This is a genomic window from Leucobacter shiyiweii (assembly GCF_052446065.1).
GTDB lineage: Bacteria > Actinomycetota > Actinomycetes > Actinomycetales > Microbacteriaceae > Leucobacter.
Genome location: NZ_CM127080.1, coordinates 2,073,856 through 2,091,544 on the forward strand (window position 1 = coordinate 2,073,856; position 17,689 = coordinate 2,091,544).

16 protein-coding genes are annotated in these 17,689 nt (G+C 63.5%); 5 read left to right on the top strand and 11 right to left on the bottom strand.

Annotated elements, in window-relative coordinates; all coding sequences use genetic code 11:
* Nucleotides 1-10 precede the first annotated feature (10 nt).
* Genes ACTNFJ_RS09625 through ACTNFJ_RS09635 form a run of 3 tightly spaced genes read right to left on the bottom strand, consistent with a single transcriptional unit; the run spans nt 11 to nt 3,571 of the window.
* Nucleotides 11-1,036 carry an ABC transporter permease gene (locus ACTNFJ_RS09625; protein ID WP_435906089.1) on the bottom strand — a complete coding sequence of 342 codons (1,026 nt, stop codon included), beginning with the start codon at nt 1,034-1,036 and terminating at the stop codon, nt 11-13.
* Between the two features lie 22 nt (nt 1,037-1,058).
* On the bottom strand, nt 1,059-2,546 hold the full coding sequence (locus ACTNFJ_RS09630) for a sugar ABC transporter ATP-binding protein (RefSeq protein WP_435906090.1): 1,488 nt from the start codon (nt 2,544-2,546) through the stop codon (nt 1,059-1,061).
* A gap of 32 nt (nt 2,547-2,578) precedes the next feature.
* Nucleotides 2,579-3,571 (bottom strand): sugar ABC transporter substrate-binding protein, encoded by a 993-nt coding sequence (locus ACTNFJ_RS09635; protein WP_435906091.1) that lies wholly within the window; start codon nt 3,569-3,571, stop codon nt 2,579-2,581.
* A gap of 242 nt (nt 3,572-3,813) precedes the next feature.
* Between ACTNFJ_RS09635 and ACTNFJ_RS09640 the strand changes: the two genes are divergently transcribed.
* Nucleotides 3,814-4,947 carry a histone deacetylase-like amidohydrolase gene (locus tag ACTNFJ_RS09640; protein WP_435906092.1) on the top strand — a complete coding sequence of 378 codons (1,134 nt, stop codon included), beginning with the start codon at nt 3,814-3,816 and terminating at the stop codon, nt 4,945-4,947.
* 3 nt (nt 4,948-4,950) lie between these two features.
* Here ACTNFJ_RS09640 and ACTNFJ_RS09645 read toward each other — a convergent pair whose 3' ends face one another.
* Complete coding sequence (locus ACTNFJ_RS09645) at nt 4,951-5,439, bottom strand: Lrp/AsnC family transcriptional regulator (RefSeq protein WP_435906093.1); 489 nt, start codon at nt 5,437-5,439, stop codon at nt 4,951-4,953.
* Between the two features lie 67 nt (nt 5,440-5,506).
* Nucleotides 5,507-5,983 (bottom strand): metallopeptidase family protein, encoded by a 477-nt coding sequence (locus ACTNFJ_RS09650; protein ID WP_435906094.1) that lies wholly within the window; start codon nt 5,981-5,983, stop codon nt 5,507-5,509.
* A gap of 22 nt (nt 5,984-6,005) precedes the next feature.
* On the opposite strand from ACTNFJ_RS09650, the gene ACTNFJ_RS09655 reads away from it, so the two are divergent.
* On the top strand, nt 6,006-6,338 hold the full coding sequence (locus ACTNFJ_RS09655) for a DUF3499 family protein (protein ID WP_435906095.1): 333 nt from the start codon (nt 6,006-6,008) through the stop codon (nt 6,336-6,338).
* Here ACTNFJ_RS09655 and ACTNFJ_RS09660 read toward each other — a convergent pair.
* The 4 genes from ACTNFJ_RS09660 to manA all read right to left on the bottom strand — a co-directional run bounded on the left by ACTNFJ_RS09660 (nt 6,335) and on the right by manA (nt 12,606).
* Complete coding sequence (locus tag ACTNFJ_RS09660; protein ID WP_435906096.1) at nt 6,335-7,741, bottom strand: DUF5719 family protein; 1,407 nt, start codon at nt 7,739-7,741, stop codon at nt 6,335-6,337. The genes ACTNFJ_RS09655 and ACTNFJ_RS09660 overlap by 4 nt on opposite strands.
* On the bottom strand, nt 7,738-10,806 hold the full coding sequence (locus tag ACTNFJ_RS09665; RefSeq protein ID WP_435906097.1) for a glycosyltransferase: 3,069 nt from the start codon (nt 10,804-10,806) through the stop codon (nt 7,738-7,740). The genes ACTNFJ_RS09660 and ACTNFJ_RS09665 overlap by 4 nt, the downstream gene beginning before the upstream one ends.
* Before the next feature lie 57 nt (nt 10,807-10,863).
* On the bottom strand, nt 10,864-11,181 hold the full coding sequence (locus tag ACTNFJ_RS09670) for a WhiB family transcriptional regulator (protein WP_435906098.1): 318 nt from the start codon (nt 11,179-11,181) through the stop codon (nt 10,864-10,866).
* Nucleotides 11,182-11,340: 159 nt separating this feature from the next.
* Complete coding sequence (gene manA / locus ACTNFJ_RS09675) at nt 11,341-12,606, bottom strand: mannose-6-phosphate isomerase, class I (protein ID WP_435906099.1); 1,266 nt, start codon at nt 12,604-12,606, stop codon at nt 11,341-11,343.
* Nucleotides 12,607-12,695: 89 nt separating this feature from the next.
* On the opposite strand from manA, the gene ACTNFJ_RS09680 reads away from it, so the two are divergent.
* A complete protein-coding gene (locus ACTNFJ_RS09680; protein WP_435906100.1) occupies nt 12,696-14,237 on the top strand; it encodes an O-antigen ligase family protein in 1,542 nt (513 codons plus the stop codon).
* Between the two features lie 2 nt (nt 14,238-14,239).
* Nucleotides 14,240-14,605, top strand: coding sequence for a hypothetical protein (locus tag ACTNFJ_RS09685; protein ID WP_435906101.1), 366 nt, complete (start codon nt 14,240-14,242; stop codon nt 14,603-14,605).
* 57 nt (nt 14,606-14,662) lie between these two features.
* On the opposite strand, the gene ACTNFJ_RS09690 is transcribed toward ACTNFJ_RS09685, so the two are convergent.
* Entirely contained in the window at nt 14,663-15,904 is a 1,242-nt protein-coding gene (locus ACTNFJ_RS09690) for an ATP-binding protein (RefSeq protein ID WP_435906102.1), read from the bottom strand.
* A 220-nt stretch (nt 15,905-16,124) separates the two neighbouring features.
* Between ACTNFJ_RS09690 and ACTNFJ_RS09695 the strand changes: the two genes are divergently transcribed.
* Nucleotides 16,125-16,607, top strand: coding sequence for a GyrI-like domain-containing protein (locus tag ACTNFJ_RS09695; RefSeq protein WP_435906103.1), 483 nt, complete (start codon nt 16,125-16,127; stop codon nt 16,605-16,607).
* Nucleotides 16,608-16,620: 13 nt separating this feature from the next.
* On the opposite strand, the gene galE is transcribed toward ACTNFJ_RS09695, so the two are convergent.
* Nucleotides 16,621-17,634: a UDP-glucose 4-epimerase GalE gene (gene galE / locus ACTNFJ_RS09700; RefSeq protein WP_435906104.1), complete on the bottom strand. Its 1,014-nt coding sequence runs from the start codon at nt 17,632-17,634 to the stop codon at nt 16,621-16,623.
* Nucleotides 17,635-17,689: the final 55 nt, after the last annotated feature.

The window sequence follows — 17,689 nt, forward strand, 5'->3', positions numbered from 1 at the left end:
TCGACGCGGGTCAGGGAGATGGAGCAGCCCCGATCTTTTCAGCCTCTGGGTCACGTACGGCTTTCTTCCCGAGTTTTGCCCACGAACTTCGAATCACCTTCTGGATCGAGTTGTCAAGCGCTACCGCGATGATGAGAGTCGCGCCGACGAGAATCGTCTGCAGGAACGGAGATGCCTGCATGAAGACCAGTCCGGAGCGCAGCACACGGAAGAAGAGCAGACCCGCAACCACACCACTGATCCGCCCGATCCCGCCTTGAAAGGCGATTCCGCCGAGGAGCACAACTGTGAGAGCTTCAAGCTCCATTCCGACACCGATGGTGGGGTTAGCTGACTGCACCTTTGCCGACAGAAAAAGACCTGCGATAGCAGCAAATACCCCGCTCGCAACGAACAGTAGGAAGCGGTTGCGCTGCACTTTGATACCCATCAGCAGAGCAGCTCGTTCGTTTCCACCGATCGCTTTGATCTCTTTGCCGAACTTCGTGTGGTTCAGCACGTACCAGCCCAGCAATACTACGAGCACCAGTGCAACGATCTGAATGGGTACAGGGCCGAGCTTTGCGGTGCCCATTGCGCGGAACATTTCAGGGAGCTCGGAGCGGGGGATGGTGCGCCCCTCCGAGACCATCAGAGCGAACCCTCCCCACACGCTGAGTGCACCCAGCGTCACCACAAAAGAATTCAGTTTCATGTAAGAAATAAGGAAGCCGTTCAAAGCTCCGGCTACGAGACCCGTAATCAGAGCCGTTAGGAACCCTGCCCACATTGACCCGGTGGCACTCATTGTGGCTCCGCCGGTAACTGCAGCAGCTGACGCGATGGATCCCACCGACAGGTCGATGGTTCCCGACATGATCAAGAACGCGACCGGTATAGCGATGAGTCCGAGCTCGGCGGCCTGCAGGAGGATCGTCTGTCCATTCGCGAACGAGAGGAAGTTGGGACGGAGGATCGAAAACACGACGATCAGGGCGATTAGGGCGAGGAAGATGCCGTTTTTCGCCGCGAGGATCTTCAGGCGTTCAGTGTTCATGAGACGGGTTTCTTTCTCGAATCTAGGCTGACAGAAGAGTGGCGTCGCGCTCAGCGAGCGTCAAAAGAGCATCGAGGAGATCCTCGTTAAATCGTTCACTCCGAGGTACTTCGATGGCCTGGCCGTTGAGGAGTACGTAGGCGCGGTCACACATGCTTGAGATCTCGTCGGATTCGCTCGATGCCACGAACACGGCGGCACCGGCTGCGGACGCGTCGCGTACGCTCTCCACGATGTCGAGTTTGGCCCCAACATCAACTCCCTGCGTGGGCTGAGAGAGTACGAGCGCCTGCGGCGTGCGCGGGTACAACCATCGCGCGAGGAGATGCTTCTGCCGATTTCCCCCGGAGAATTGCGCGATCTCCGCATCTCCATCTGGGCCCCTGATGTCGAGCTTGGCGCGCGATTCAGCGTAGACGTCTGCCCCGGTGCGCGACGACACCCACCACCCGCGGTGCCCATATTCCACGAGCCATGGCATCAGTACGTTGTCCCGCGCCGATTCGGTGGCGATGAGTCCCTCCGTCTCGCGATCGGGCGGCACATAAAACACGCCCTTTCGGATTGCAGCACCCGTCGACGCGAACGATACTTCGTTTCCGTCGAGACGGAAACGGCGGGGCCGCCCGGCTGCTGCTCCCCCGAGTTCTGCCGCGAGCTTGAACTGCTCACCTCCGGCCATTCCGAAGAGTCCGACAACCTCCCCGGCACGCACGGAAAGCTGATCGCTTTCGTGATCGATCTGGATACGCACGTCCCCGGGGTTGGACTCCTGAAACGCGAGGGTTCGCAGGTCGGGCACCAGGGCTTCGGCCAATTTTTCTGGAGTGAACTCCGAAGTGGGCCCGTCTACGGCGAGCTCGCCGCCACGCAACACTACGATTCGACTGCAGACATCGAGAATGTCTGGCAGTCGGTGAGAGACATACAAGACGGTGGTGCCAGAATCCGCGAACCGCCGAATCAGGGCGTGGAGTGCATCTGTCTCTGCCTTGCCGAGAGCCGCAGTGGGTTCGTCGAGCAGCAGTACCTTCATTTCCCCACCCAGCATGCCCCGAGCGAGATCAACCATCTGTCGCTCACCCAGACTCAGGGTTTCCACCGGCATATCGAGTGACAGTGAAGCCCCCACGTCGCGCAGCGCCTCGGTTGCTGCCTGCCTTTGCTGAGAGCGCGATGGTGCCGGGCGTCCGAGGTACAGGTTGTCGAGTACCGACATGTTGGGGGCGAGGGCTGGCTCTTGATGGATCACCGTGATGCCGAGTGCCGCAGAGGCTCGGGGAGTCAACCCCTCCACGATCTCGTGCCCGTCGACAGAGAACCGGCCTCCAGAGGCACGAATGACACCCGTGGTGACATTGACCAGAGTGCTCTTTCCCGCACCGTTGTGGCCGAGCAACCCAATGATCTCACCGGGCTCCGCCGCAAAACTCACCTCATGCAGTGCACGGGTTGCCCCAAAGTCCACGGTGATGCGGTCAAAGACCAATCGTTGGGCTGCTCGGTTCACAATTTCCCCTTTGGCTCCGGACGGATTCGGAATTACTGGTTGGCGAGAAGGTACTCTTCTGCGTTCTCGCTGGTTACTAGCACCAGGTCGAGAACCGTATCCTCTACCGGGTTGCCTTCCGCAGCATCGATCAGCAGCTTGGCATTGGCCTCTGCAATCATGCGCGCCGGAGGCATGTAAGCGAAGCGCCAGAAGGAACCCTCTACCGCAATGTTTTCAAGCTCAGCATCCGTCGCATCGAGGTTGGCCAACAGCATTGACTCATCGGTCGGCGAAACGCCGGAGTCAATCAGTGCCTGGTAGGCGCCAAGCGCCGGATCGTTCGAGATGGCTAGCCACACCTTGGTGTTCGGGAACGCATTGAGCTGATTCTGGGCCGCAGCGTACCCGTCGTCCAGACTCAACACGCTCTGCTCATTGATGTTGAGGTTCAGACCCGACGCGTCAAGCGCTTCAAGGATCCCTTCGCCGCGTAAGCGTCCCAAGTCGGTGTCCGGGTAGCCCAGGAAAGCCACGTCGACTTCCTCGTCTCCGTAGTTCTCACGGATCCAGTCGGCGGCCATTTCGCCGGCTGAGCGGCCGTCAGCGACGTGATCGAAGTAGACGGCTGCCTGCACGCCCTCCCAGGTGCTGCCATAGCCGAGCACTGGAATGCCCATGTCGCTAGCCTGCTGGGTGACAGCAACGACCGAGTCAGATTGCACGGGGTAACCCATGATCGCCTTGATATCGCCGCGAACAATCCAAGATTCCCAGTTGGCCACCTGGGTCTGAGCGTTCCACTTGGGATCGTCGGTGACGAATTCGTAGCCCGCGTCTGTGACGACCTCGTCCATGAACGGAAGCATGTCGTTCCAGATCTGGATATCAAGGCCGGCGAAACTCATGGCTACTGCGCCCTTCGCCTCGTCACCTCCGCCGTTTCCGTCCGCCGGCGCATCTGCGCCGTTCGAGCAAGCCGTCAGGGCGAGCGCAGCTACAGCCCCGATCACGGCCATCTTTCCGAGCCGTCGGTACACGTTCATTTAGTGCTCCTTTGCATAGTTCGCACGGTCTGGCGGGCCGCGCGCCGATTTAGGTGCGATCCTCATCGGTGCCTCTAATGCACCACAATATTCACTATTGGTCAAGCATTGAGTTGTTACAATTAGGTTTCGTAAACACTTCTTGACAATTTGTGTTGATTCGTGATGACCTATGAGCCGGTGACGAAGTATGTGGCGCGCCTCACGCGCCCCGTCACTTGAACGACTGGGAAGGACACGCGATGACGCGCACCACAGGTTACGTCTGGCACGAGCGCTACGCATGGCACGATACGGGCACACATGCCGGAATCTATCGCGCTGGCGGTTACGTGCAGCCGTATCGGAATTTTGAGAGCCCCGAAACCAAGGCTCGCTTTGCGAGTCTCGTGGAGGTATCAGGATTGATCGAAAGCCTGACGCGGATCGCGCCAGAAGAAGTCAGCGAAACCGATCTACTGAGGGTCCACACTGCCGAGCACATCGCGAATATCAAGGCCCTTTCCGAGAAGGATGGCGGAGACGGCGGAGACGGATTCACGCCGTTCGGTCCGGGCGGTTACGACATTGCCCGCCTAGCTGCCGGAGGCACCTATGTGGCCGCGAGAGCGGTCATGCAAGGTGACGTCGACAATGCGTATGCTCTCGTGAGACCCCCTGGCCACCACGCCGAGCCCGAGATGGGCCGCGGATACTGTCTCTTCGCGAACGTTCCCGTTGCGATTGAGCGTCTGCGCGCCGAAGGACTCGTAACGCGAGTGGCGATCGTCGACTACGACGTACACCATGGCAACGGCGCCCAGAAGATCTACTGGGAAGACCCCAACACCCTCACGATTTCGATCCATCAAGATCGCCTCTTCCCGGTCGATAGCGGGATGCTTAATGAACGGGGTGCCGGAGACGGATTTGGCACCAACATCAATGTGCCTCTGCCCGCGGGCTCCGGTGACGGCGCATACCTGAGCGTCATCGATCGTGTCGTAGCGTCGGCTCTCCGCACATTCAAGCCAGATCTCATCGTGGTCTCGAGCGGCTTCGACCCATCAGCTGTCGACCCCCTCGGTCGCATGAGCGTCACATCTGAGGGGTTCCGCGGAATGGCCGAGCGGCTGCTCGGACTCGCAGACGAAGTCTGCGAGGGACGGATTGTGTTCTCGCACGAGGGCGGCTACTCACCCGTGCACACCCCATACTGCGGGCTTGCGGTGCTCGAGACGCTGACGGGGATCCGCACCGAGGTCACCGACCCCTTCAACGTCAGTTTCGATGACTCCCCCACCCGAGAGCTGACCGCCTGGCAAACTGACCTCATCTCCGAGTCGGCCGAGCTTGCCGAAGCGCTCGGCCTGATCATCACCGATAGCGGCCGCTAAGCGCTAGCTCGCAATCAGCGGGAATACCGGACGGTGGGTGTGCACCTGGTCGTAGGTGAAAGTCTCGACCCGGGTCACACCCGCCACCCGTTTGATGCCTCGATTGATGATCGAGAAGAGCGCAGCCGGAGTATCGGCGTACACCTCAGCGAGCAGGTTAAAGCGGCCAGAGCCCATCACGAGGTACCGCACCTCAGGAAACTTCGAGATTTCGGCTGCGACCTCATCAATGTCTCGAGAGCCATCGACCTCGATTTGCAGGCTCGCGATGCAGGTCAGCCCGATGGCGCTTGCCGAGACGATCGCGGTGACGTGAATAATGCCGCGCTCCTGCAGCCGCATGACCCGTGCTCTGGCACCACCCGAGGTGAGGCCCACCGCCTGTGCGAGGTCGGCATAGCTCATCCGACCGTCCTGCTCGAGCAGCTTAATAAGCCGCACATCCATCGCATCCAGGCCCCGGGCTACCGCGTCTTGATCGTGTAACAGCATCGAGCTTCCTTTCGAACCGACGACACCACAGGGGTCACCATTTAGCGTATCGGTGTCTCGATGATGCCTAATAGTGGTCGAAGCGCCCGGGCAACACATCCCACGGGCTGAGACCCAGGTATTCGCACACGGCACGGTGCACGCAGTGCTCGACGAAGAGGCGGCGATGCTCCGCATCATCGACGTGGAGGCCCCGGGCCCGCTGAATGGGCATGCGAAAGAGAATGATCGTGCGGGCGGCGCGATCCACCGCGTAATACAGGGGCTGCTCGCTCTCGCCCATACCCCTAGGTGCGGTCGCGAACCCGATGTGCACGCCCTGCAATTCGTCTCCGAGGTGGTGCTGCAGCAGATGCAACGCGCCTCGCGCGTCAAGTTCGAAGCGCGAGATGCGACTGTCGGGGTTGGGCAGCTGCGACCCGGTCGGCGATGAGCGTATTGGCCTGCGCCCGTGCCTCTTCGCCGGCGTCGAAGGTGTCCCGAATACCGGCGGCACTCCTGCCGTGCCCGCCGGCTCACCGCGCCGCTTCGACCTCCCAAACATTCCGCCAGTCTACGCTGGAAGGGTGACCGCTGAAGATCCGCACCGCCTTCTCGAGCCCGACGCCTATGAGGCGGCGAGCATCGCACGCGAGCGCGTTTCTGGGGTGGATCAGGCACCGGGGGATCGCGCGACTGCGGACTGTGACTCCACTGAAGCTTCCGCGCGCTTGTGCGCGCGAGTGAGCTGCGGGGCACCCGCGGTGGCGACCCTCACCGCCGACTACGCCGACCGAATGATGGCCGTGGGTCCGCTCAGCCCGTTACGCACGCCCCCGGCCCTCGATCTCTGCCCCCGGCACCGCGACGCACTCTCTCCGCCTGACGGGTGGGAACTCATTGTTCACCGCGTCGCTTAACGGGTGAACACAGTGATGGTGCTTGCGCGGTCGTTGAGCTCGATCACCGGGTAACCAGAGATGTTGCCGCCCGCCGCAACCCTCACGCCGGCCACAATCGGGGCATCGCTTCGAAGGATGGCTGCAGCGGGCGCAGCAGCCACCACCGCACCGCCGCCTGGCACGATAATCCTCTTGCTCTCGCGGTCACTGTCGGCGCCCGAGCCAGCGATACGCACCTCTGCGTCCTCGCTACCGGGATTCACGAGCACGAGTTGCCCACCAGACACTACCGCCGCGGCCACATCGGTCTCGGCCTGAAGCAGGGGGGCTGGCGTGAACCACGCGTAGTCGTGCTCTGCGCCCTGATCCGCAGACCCGAATGCGGCACCCACGAGTGGATCGGCGGCCGTGATGATGGCCGCGTTGGCCTCCTCTGGCCAGTGCGCAATGGGCATCTCAGTCACGATATTTTCGCCGTATTCGAGCGACCCGAGGTCTTCGCTTGAACCGTCTGGGAAGAGTGCTCGTATGCTCGCACTGCCAGACTCGCCGCCTGGCGCAAGCACGCGGAAGCGCACGGAAAATGGATCGAGCTCTCCCGCATCACCGGGGCCGTGATCGTGCTCACTGAGGTTGGTGAGACCCGGAATCACCAGAGTCGGGTTCGGGGCGAGCTGCCTGGTCACTGTGTCTACGGCAAACGGGGAGAGCTCAGTAACGTGGGCCACTCCGAGTGTCGCCGTTACGGCGGCTCCGGTACTCACGATGCGCACCGCGAGCTGTTCGCGTCCTGGGGCATAGCCGTTGAGCGACACTACGCGGTCGCTGCCCCCGGGAATGAGTACCCCACTGGTTTGCTTTGAGTCGACCTCACCGTTTTCGTCGAATACGGTGAGCTGCACGGTTGCCGGAACCTCTGACGGGTTGCCCAGGTTTACCGTGGTCGTCACGCCCAATGTGGTGGCACCGCCGACGAGCCACTGCTCGTTCGCGGGTTCCGCGCAGGCGCTCGCGCTCAGACCGCGCAGCGTGTCAGTCGTGACTGTTTGAACCTGGGCGGCGGCAAAGCGGTCGCCTGCTGGCACGCTCATGACCTGCGGGGCAGAGCCCCCAGCCTCCTCGCGCAGCAACTCACTTTGCGTCGCTGCTTCGCCCGCCACGGTAACCGATGCCTCGCCCACTGGCAACGAGAGCGAGGGTCTCGCGGGGTCTGCCCCGAGTACCGCAAACGCGCCAGCGCACACGACGTCTCGTTCAGCCCCCTGCATCGTATCGACGGTGAGAGCAACGGGTGAACGCTCGATCTCGGGCAGCGGCGCAGTGCCGAGCACCGCCACCGCCGCGGCTGCGATGCCCAGAATCACCAGGCCAGTGGTGGCCCTGAGGCTGCCCCGCAGCACGACGCTTGATTTCTCGCTCATCGAGTGCTCCCGTCAGCTTGTTCCTCGGGGCGTGGATCGGGGTCGGAACCGGGAAGGGGATCAGGAGCAGGTTCGAGCTCGGGCTCGGGGTCTGACACCGACCCGGCTGTTGTTGCAGATTCAGGTTCGGATTCGGAGACAGCAGAATCCGCTGCTTGAGACGCTGATTCTTCCGCCGCGACCTCGGCCTCGGTCGGAGCTCCGGGAGCCCCGACGGCAAGCCTCCCGGGTTTACGCCGACGCTCCGGGCGCTCCGTGACCTCCCCAGTGGGGAGGGCGAGCAGCAGCATCGCGAGAAGCACGACAACTTGCACCCACCACACGGCCTGTCCGCTGAAATTCGTGCCACTGAGCCACGCACGGGTATCTGCCGGCTGCGTGTCCACGGTCTCGATCTCGGCGCCAGCCACCCGCCACAGTAAACCGTGGGTGGTCTGCCCGGCGCTCGCAAGCGCCACGCTCTGATCGAATGCGGCTTGCAGCAGCGCGCGCTCGGCAGTGTCACCGTCGAGATTCAGCAACACAAAACCGACGCCATTCTCGGTGAGACTCGCCTGCAAGGCGTCATCGTTGCCGGTGCTGGCGAGATCACCCACGAGTTCGGCGATCCACTGGTCCTCATCGGTGGACTGCGATACCCGGTCTGCCGTGCGCACCTGATCAAGCCGCAACCCCGTGCCGGTGACGAGTTGGGCACGCACGGCCTGGTCGCCCGTGGCAGTGAGTACGAGCGTGCGCTGCCCGGGGTTGACGGCTCCAGCCGCCTGCACGAGTGCTGGCATCTGGGTCTCGCCCGAAGCAAGACCAGTTTGGGCGGTAGCGAGGCGGGTCGCGACGGGACCTACCGCAACAAGCGCGAGCACGAGGCCGATCGCGACGATGGGCGGGGCAGCTCGGCGGAGCACCGTGGTGCCGACGCCGGCGAGCCCGAGCACGGCGATCCAGTAGAGCGCAAGACCCGAGCCGGTCCACAGGGCCACCGGCGCTGCGCCATCGCTGAGCAAGAGCAGCTTTGACGAGGCGAGCGCGGTCAGCAGCCCGAGTCCGCCGAGCACCGCGTGCAGGATTGTGAAGTGCACCTTGCCGGTGAGGAGGCCAAGCACGGCTAGTACCACGATGGGAAGGAAAAGCAACCCGACGAGCAGCGTTGCGGGCGCGCCGCCAAGACCCAGGGCGTCGAGGATTTCGGTCCAGCCCTCGAGCCCAAATTCCGGGAAACCGAGCATGAGTTGCCAAGGGCTTGAAGGGGTGAAGGCTGTGGTGATGCCTGGATCAAGCAGCAAGTTCAGGGGGTCGGCAGTGAGGGTCGCGACGAGCTTCGGGGCGAAGAGCACGAGGGGCGCGATGGCGGTGGCGAGCACGCGAGTGATCCCTCGTAGCGAGCTGAACAGCCCAACCACGAGAAGTACGAGCGCCGCCGGAATGAGTACCGGCGCACACGCCAGGGCGACTGCGGCAAGCAGCGATGTGACACCCGCCCAGCTCCATGATTCTCGGCATCGAGTTGCGGCGAGCAGCAGCCACGGCAGGACCACGGCGAGGACGAGCGTGGGAAAACGTCCCGCGTCGAGCGATCCGAGCAGCACCGGGCTGAGCGCCCAGCCGAGACCCACCAGTGCGCGACCCGCAGGCGACTCGGTGAGTTGCGCACCCCAGATCCAACCGCCGAGCGCTGCGAGCGGAATTGCCGCGACGGTGAAAAGCACGACCGCGTGCGAGGGATTCCAGAAGGTGAAGCTGCCAAGCACCGCGAGCACCCAGGCAAAGGGATCCGCAGGAACACCCTCGATCGTGCGCGTGTTCTGCCACAGCTCACCGATCGGGCTCAGCGGAGCCAGCCCGCCCCCCACGAGACTGGTCTGCGTGACCGCCCACCAGCACAGCACGAGCGTCGCGACGAGCGATGCGCCAAAGACAGCGAGGCCGCCGGTCGAAATGAATTGCAACTCGCGGGTGAGTCTTCCCTGCGAGGCCAGAATCGCCTCGCGATCGATCATGCGTGCGGTACGCACCGATTTGGGATCGACACGCAGCGGGCGCACGGCTGCCCAGCCCGACTGCTGATTCGCTCTGATCCGCCGCCGAGATGCAAGCAGCGCGCCCGGCCTGAAGAACACCCGCAACGCTGCGGTGAACTCACCCAGCATGTAGCCAGGTTGTTCGCGGATCAGCGCCCACGCGACCCGCACCACTGCCACGATGGGCAGGCCAAGCCACATGAAGAACGCGGCAAATGCGGGGGCGTAGGAGATGAGTCGATGCAGATGCGAGGTGCGCGCTTGCCGATGGGCAACGCGCATGACCCGGCGTGACCTGTCGACACGAGGGCCTGCGATTCCTAGCTGCGCAAACCGCACGCGTGAGGCAGGCGCGACGATCACGCGGTACCCGGCGAGTCGGGCGCGCACACTGAAGTCGAGACCGTCGTCGTACACCGGCAGTGCGGGATCGAAGCCATCAAGCTGCGACCACACGTCACGGCGCACCAGCATCCCGACCGGGCCGACGCCCAGCACGTCTTGGAGGTGGTCGTACTGCTGCTGGTCGAGTTCCTGCCGGCGCAGCAGCCAACGCTCGCCGCCATGGGTGAGGCTCTGGCCGAGTTCGATGATGCGCTCGGGGTGATCCCAGTCGACAAGCTTCGGACCGGCCACCGCAACCGATGGCGAGCGTTGCACGGTGGAGAGAATCAGCTCGAGGGCGCGCGGTTCGGGCGCAGAGTCCTCGCTGAGCAACCACAGCCACTCGCCCAGGGCTGCACCGGAGGTGCCGGTCGCGCCTGTGTTCTCTGTCGCGCCGCCGCTGCGCGAGGTCGCGGCGTGATCGGCGGGTACCGCCAAGACGCCCCGGCGCACCGCCTCGCCGAACGGTAGCTGCCCACTCGCGGTGACGATGCGCTCAATGCCCGCTTGTGCGAGCTGCGTGGCAACTTTCTCGCTGCCTCCGGTGACGACCGCGATGATGCGGTCGGGTGCTCGAGTCTGCGCGCCAAGGCTCGCGATGGTTTGGTCGAGCCAGTCGCCGCCGGAACGGGCGACGAGAACGGCGGTCACTGTGCTGCGCATATCAAGCCAAGACTAGGCGTGTGACGCGCGAAGACTGGTTTTCGGTGCGGCGAGCCTTCAGACCGCGTCGCGGCGCAGCTTACGTCGTTCGCGCTCAGAGAGGCCGCCCCAGATGCCGAAACGCTCGTCGTTGGCCAAGGCGTAGTCGAGGCATTCGCTGCGAACTTCACAACCATCGCAGATGCGTTTTGCCTCGCGGGTGCTTCCACCTTTTTCGGGAAAGAAGGCCTCAGGATCAGTCTGCGCGCACAGGGCGTCGGTTTGCCACGACAGTTGCTCATCGTCATCGTAGCGACGGAGCCCGGGGAGGCCGAGGTGAACGGGATCGACGAACCAATTGCTGGGTACCTGCGAGTTCAGAGAATGCTGCGTCATACTGTGCGCTCCTCTCTCATCTGTGTTCCGGTTCGCCGTGCTCCCATAATTACATCGGTGTGGTTCGCTCAAGTCAAGCCGGGAATCTTAAAGCCTCAAGTGTTACTTGAGGCTTTGCGACACGCCGATACTATGCGCTACAGCACGCACTGAGGCGGATCAGTCCCAGCCATCTCCGACCGTGGCCACAAACGCATCGCCCGCACCGCTGAGCTCAATGGGTTCCCCTGAGGAGATGTACAGGGACTGCCCGCGTCGCACGCTCGCCACCTCTCCGTCCGACGGCCGCTCAACTCGGACTCGCCCCGCGGTCACCACGAGCACCAAGGGGTGCGGCACCTCGAGCACCACGGATTCGGCGCGATCCGCATCATCAACGAGAATCTCCCCCGCCCCATTCTCCTGGTCTCCGGGTATACACAGCTTCGCACGCAGTAGCTTGAAGTCGGGCACCGGTGGTTCCCACGCGACGAGACCCCGTCTCACCTTGCGTGCGGTCTGGCGCGGTTCAATAAGCTCCGCTGTGTCGGTCACCCGCAGCAGCTCGTCGGCGTCGATGTGCTTCGGCGTGAGGCCTGCCCGCAACACGTTGTCGGACGCGGCCATCACCTCAACAGCGAGCCCGCCGAGGTAGGCATGCAGCTGCCGGGCACCCAGGTAGATGGCCTCACCCGGCGCGAGACGCACAAGGTGGAGCAGCAGCGATACCAGCACTCCCGGGTCACCGGGGTAGGAGACGGTGAGGTCGCGCAGCGCCGCCAGGCGATGCGCCTCGATCCACGCTCCGTCGCCGGCGCGAACAGCGGTGTGGATCGCTCGTACCGCAGCCCCCGCCTCATCCCCGCCGCGCAGCGCCCACGAGAGAAACTCAGTTCGTGCACTCTCGGGACGCCCGGTGCAGCGAGCGGCGGCGGCGGCGAGCGCGTCACGCCCCGCGCCTGTCGGCGCGGCCGCGGCGAGCGCCCGCAGGTCGGCGCGGGCGTCGGAGAGGTCGCGGAAGCCGCTCAGCGCCGACACCTCGCTGAGCGCGACCAGCAACTCGGGCTTGTGATTGCGATCGCCATAGTTGCGCTCACGGGCGTCGCGGGGCACGCCAGCCGCTTCTTCTCGCGCGTACCCCGCTTCGGCCTGCGCGCGGTTCGGGTGGACCTGCAGTGACAGTGGCCCACCGATCGCAAGAATCTTCAGCAGGAACGGCAACTGGCCGCCATCTACGCCATATCTCTCGGGGTCCGCCTCAATGAGGTCGATGAGTGTGTGCTGCACCGGGGTCGCCTTCGCGAGCGTCGCGGGCGCGCCCGGGTGGGCGCCGAGCCAGAGTTCGGCTTGTGGCTCGCCGGTGGGCGCGGTGCCAAGCAATTCGGGCAGCGCGTCACGGGATCCCCAGGCGTAGGCACGCGGGGCATTTTCGATGAAGATCAGCATGGGCAGTAGGGGCGGTGCGGCTGCGCCGGAAGGCGCAGCGATCCACAAGCAAAACTAGCGGAGCGCCACCATGAACTACCATACCCACTATGGCCAGAAGCAAGACCCGGTTGGGTGTGAGCGCGTTCGCGATCGTGGTCTTCGCCTTTACCCTCGGCAGTAACGGGGTGCGGTACATCGTCGGGATGCCCGCCTTTTTCATACTCAGCGGGGTGATTTTCGCGGTCAGCATCGTGCTGTTTGTGAAGCTGAAGCCCGAACGATTTCGGTGGTACCGACTCCCCTCGCCGATCTATTGGTTTCTGACGCTCGCGACACTGTCGATCTTCTGGTCGGCATATCGGTTCGAGTCGATGCTCGGTGTGATCGCGCAGCTTGTCACCACTGCGGTGGCGGTGATACTCGCCTTCGTGCTGAGCTGGCAGGAACTCCTGCGAACCCTCGCAACGGCGCTGCGCTACGTGATCGGGTTATCCTTCGCGTTCGAGTTGTGGGTCGCCTGGGTCGTGCGCGAACCCATACTCTCCTGGTGGGTTGAGCAGCCCGAGGGCAAAGATCTGAACATTCTCTACTGGAGCCGCGACCTCCTCTTTGCGGGCGGCCCCATTCAGGGGCTCGTCGCGAACTCGGTCTTGTTCGGGTTTGTCGGGCTGATCGGTCTCATCGTGTTCGGTATTCAACTGCGCGCAGGCCTCGTGCGTGCGGGCTTCGGCTGGTTCTGGGTGGCGATGGCAGTGCTCACTCTGCTGCTCACTCGAAGCGCGACGGTATGGGTGGCTCTTGTAGCCGTGCTGGTGGCGCTCGCGTTTGCGCTGTGGGCAAGGCGCCTGGGCCCCGAGCACCGCATGCACGTGTACTACGCCGGGGCCGGTCTCGTGATGGCAGCGGCACTCGCCACGATCTTTGCCCGGGACGCACTTTTCGGCTTGCTCGGCAAGAGCGGGGACCTGACTGGCCGAGCCGACACGTGGGCCAAGGTGTGGGAGCTCATCGAGCAACACCCGTGGTTTGGTTGGGGTTGGGTCAGCTACTGGCCCACCTGGGTGGAGCCGTTCGACGGGCTCGACACGAAAGCCGGCATTCCGGTGATGAGCGCACATAACGCGTGGATCGATGTCTGGCTACAGCTCGGCCTGGTGGGTGTGCTGGTGTTTGCCCCGATCGTCGCACTCACGCTGATGCGGGTATGGTTTCGCGCGGTGGATCAGCCCCGGCGCGGGCCGGGGCCCGCTCTCCCCTATGCGACCAGCGCGCTGTGGCCGTGGCTCGTGATGGTGGCACTCGTGGTGCAGTCGATCACTGAGAGCCGCCTCCTCATCGAGAGCGGCTGGTTGCTGCTCATCATCTTCGCGGTGAAGTCTCGCTATGACTTCGAGCTGCCCTCGCAGGAGTCGGAGGAGAAGCGTTTACCGTGGCGGCGGGTGCCGATCCCGCGCGCAGCGACCGGGGCGCCTTTGTCGCGCGCGATGGCTGCGAGCACTGAGTTGAAAACCCCGCTCGAAATTGCTCGCGAGAATGGCCAGACTCGCCCCGCGCAAGCGCCTGTGGCGTCTCTGCGCGATATCAAACGGGTTACCCTGGATGTCAGTTCAGCTGAGCTGCTCCGCGAAGATCGCCAGGGGAACGATTGAATATGAACGTCACCACCGAACACATCGAACAGTTACGCGCATTCGCGCGCATCGAACGCGACGCGATCCTCGAACGCGAGGGGCGCAACGGCGAGGATCCGCTGCTCACCCTGATTGACATTCCGAGCGTCGATGAGTTCGTGGTGCGCGAGCTCGAGAACGAGATGCTGGAAGAACGCGGACTGCTGGCGGAGTTTGCGATGGCGCGACTCGCCGGGCGCGGCACCGCCGACGACGCACCGGCGCACCGCGCCAACGCCGATGAGCTTGAGTTCACGCTGCTGCGCGAGATCGCCGAGACCTGCCCCGACCTCACGATCGCGGTGTGGCAAGTCGTGGGGCGCCTGCAGGGTAGTGCGCCGGATTAGTTCAATCGCAATGGACTAGCCAAAGACTCGCCAACACTGAAAGCAGGTTGCGACTCACTAGGCCCCCAGCGCACCAATCGCGATCACATTCACCCCATCGCGGCGCCGGTATGAGGCCCCCATCGAAGTGATCACTGAGAGGGAACGTGGAGGATTGCTGTCCACGTTGGCAGAGAAACGTAGGAGTCCGGCGGCCGCATTGTCGATCACTTCGGGCTGGTTTCCGAGTTTCACCTCGAACCCATGCCAGGTCCCATCAGGAAATTGAACAATCGCGTCAACTTCATTGCCTGCTGAGTCCCGCGCGTGTGCCACAGCACCTTGGAGCGACTGCGAATACACCCGCAAGTGATGAACCACGAGAGATTCAAAGAGCTGGCCAGCGAATTTGGGTTCTTTGCGAAGTTGTTCCGGGCCAATACCGAGGGCGGCTGCGGCAAGTGAGGGGTCGACGAAATGCCGCTTCGGTTCCTTTCTCAGCGTGGCGGATGACCGGAGATGAGCTGACCATGCAGGCTGGTCTTCAACGATGAATATGCGCACAAGCGCATTGAGATAGTCCCTCACAGTGTCGCGAGAAAGCGAAGTTTCGTCTTTCGCCAGGGTGCTCAGGGTGACTTCACTCGCGGTGGATCGCGCGAGTGCAGCGAACAGTCGACGTACGCGAATAGGATCACGCGAGACCCCGTCGACCTCTCGGAGATCGAGCTCAGCAACTGTAGAGAGGTAGTCCGCGAGGTTCTTGCCAGCTGCCGAGGGGTCGAGCCGAAGGAAACCAGGCCATCCCCCGCTCACCATTCGGTCGATCAGATCACGGTAGTTGAGGCCGGGATCTTGTGCACTTGGCTTTTCTTCTGCAATGAGGCTGGAAAATGACACCGTGGCAGTCGAATGACCGGTCTCATCGAGCGTCATTCCTCGCATCCGTAGCCTGGCGAATCGACCCGCGCCGGTGTGACGCACCGCGTCAGAAACAGGCGCGGTCGACCCAGTGAGGATGAACTGGCCCTGCTGTCGCCGCGCGTCAACCTCGCCTCGCACCAGGTTCCACAGCTGCGGAGCAAGCTGCCATTCATCAAAGAGCCTCGGGGTCTCGCCGGAAAGCACAATCGAGGGGTCAAGGTTCAGCAGTTCAGTGATTCCCGGTTCCCTGTCAAAGTGGACCGAGCTTGCCGCGCGTTGGAGAGCTGTTTCGGTCTTGCCACAGGCGCGAGGACCCTCGATAAGCACCGCCCCGGCACGACGCAACGCATCTCCGAGTTCCGCATCCACAATTCTTGCAACGTACCCGTCGTTCACAGCAGGCCCCGATCTGAAATCCACGCTCTTTGATTCGTCAAATTGAAAGGATCCGACTCGTCAATTTATAAGAATTCTACTCGTCACTTTGGAAAACTTCTCCTCGCCTGGGAGACAGAGTTTCAGCCATACTTCACGCAGGTTCACTTTTCTCACTTGCCGCCTACCAGCACGCGGCCTACCCTGGACATACGCAGCCGCCCAGTGGATCGAGACCGTCATGTCAGAGCACCCCACCCCCGAGCTCGTCACCAACCCGGAGTTGCATCTCGCCACAGTGCGGGCACAGGTCACGGGCGATGAGATCCGCAGTCTCTACGACGGCGCCTTTCCCAAGATCTTCGGAGCGTTGGGGCGTGCGGGTATCGCCCCGGCGGCGGTGCCGCTGGGTGTCATGCACGGTGAACCCGGCGCGACCTTCGACATTTCGGTGGCCGTGCCGGTGGCCGAGCCTTTCGGCGGCGAGGGCGAGGTGCGTGGCGAGACCATCCCGGAGGGTCGCGCGGCGCGCCTGCTCGCACTCGGCGACTATGACGGCCTCGGAGCGGCCTACGGCAAGCTCTACTCGTGGATCGAGGAGCAGGGTCTCGTGCCCACCGGCCTCGCCTGGGAGGAGTACCTCACCGAGCCCGCACCGGGCGGTGATGCCTCGAAGAACGAGACGATGATTTGGGTGCAGGTGTCGCAACCCGTCGAATCATAGACTCGAATATTGTTTAGTCCGCGTACCCTCGCGGGTTTGCCGACTGCCAGGCCCACGCGTCGCGGCACGCCTCAGCGAACGAGCGCGTCGTGCGCCAGCCAAGACGATCGAGGGCGAGTGCTGGATCCGCGACCACCGTCGCCAGGTCACCGGCTCGCCGCGGATGGATCGCGTACGGCACCGCACGCCCCGAGGCCTCCTCAAAGCCCCGCACGGCTTCAAGCACGCTCGTGCCAACCCCAGACCCCAGGTTGAACGCCTGCACCCCGGGCTCGGCATGCGTGAGCGCGGCGACGTGCCCCTCGGCAAGATCCATCACGTGAATGTAATCGCGCACCCCGGTACCGTCGGCCGTCGGGTAATCGTCACCGAAGACGGCGAGGCGCTCGCGCAGACCGACCGCAACCTGCGCGACGTAGGGCATGAGGTTATTGGGGATCCCGCTCGGGTCCTCGCCGATGCGCCCCGAGGGGTGCGAGCCAACCGGGTTGAAGTAGCGCAGGTTCACGGCGGCAAGCGCGGGCCAGGCCGTGGCCGCATCGCGGATGATCTGCTCGTTCATCGCCTTCGTCCAGCCATAGGGGTTCGTAAGCTCGACGCCGACGGGGTGCGTCTCCGCGATCAGCGGGGTCTGCGGGTCACCGTACACGGTCGCCGACGAGCTGAATACGAGTCGGGTGACGTCGCGCTCGCGCATCAGGTCGAGCAGCACGAGTGTCGAATCGAGGTTGACGCGGTAGTAGCGGGTGGGCTGCTCGACCGACTCCCCCACGGCTTTCAGACCAGCGAAGTGGATCACGGCATCGAACGCGATGCCGTCGAGCCCGGCACGGGTGGCGTGCGGGTCGGTGAGGTCGGCCCGCACGAAGGTGATCTGCTGCCCGGTGAGCTCTTCGACGCGACGCACCGATTCGCGACTGCTGTTGGAGAGGTCGTCGAGCACGACCACCTGGTGCCCCTGCTCAAGCAGAACGAGAGCGGTGTGGCTGCCGATGTACCCGGCACCACCGGTGAGCAAGACGCGCATGGTCTTCATGCTATCGGGGCGCTCGCATAACCGGTCTGATGGCGACTACAGAGGG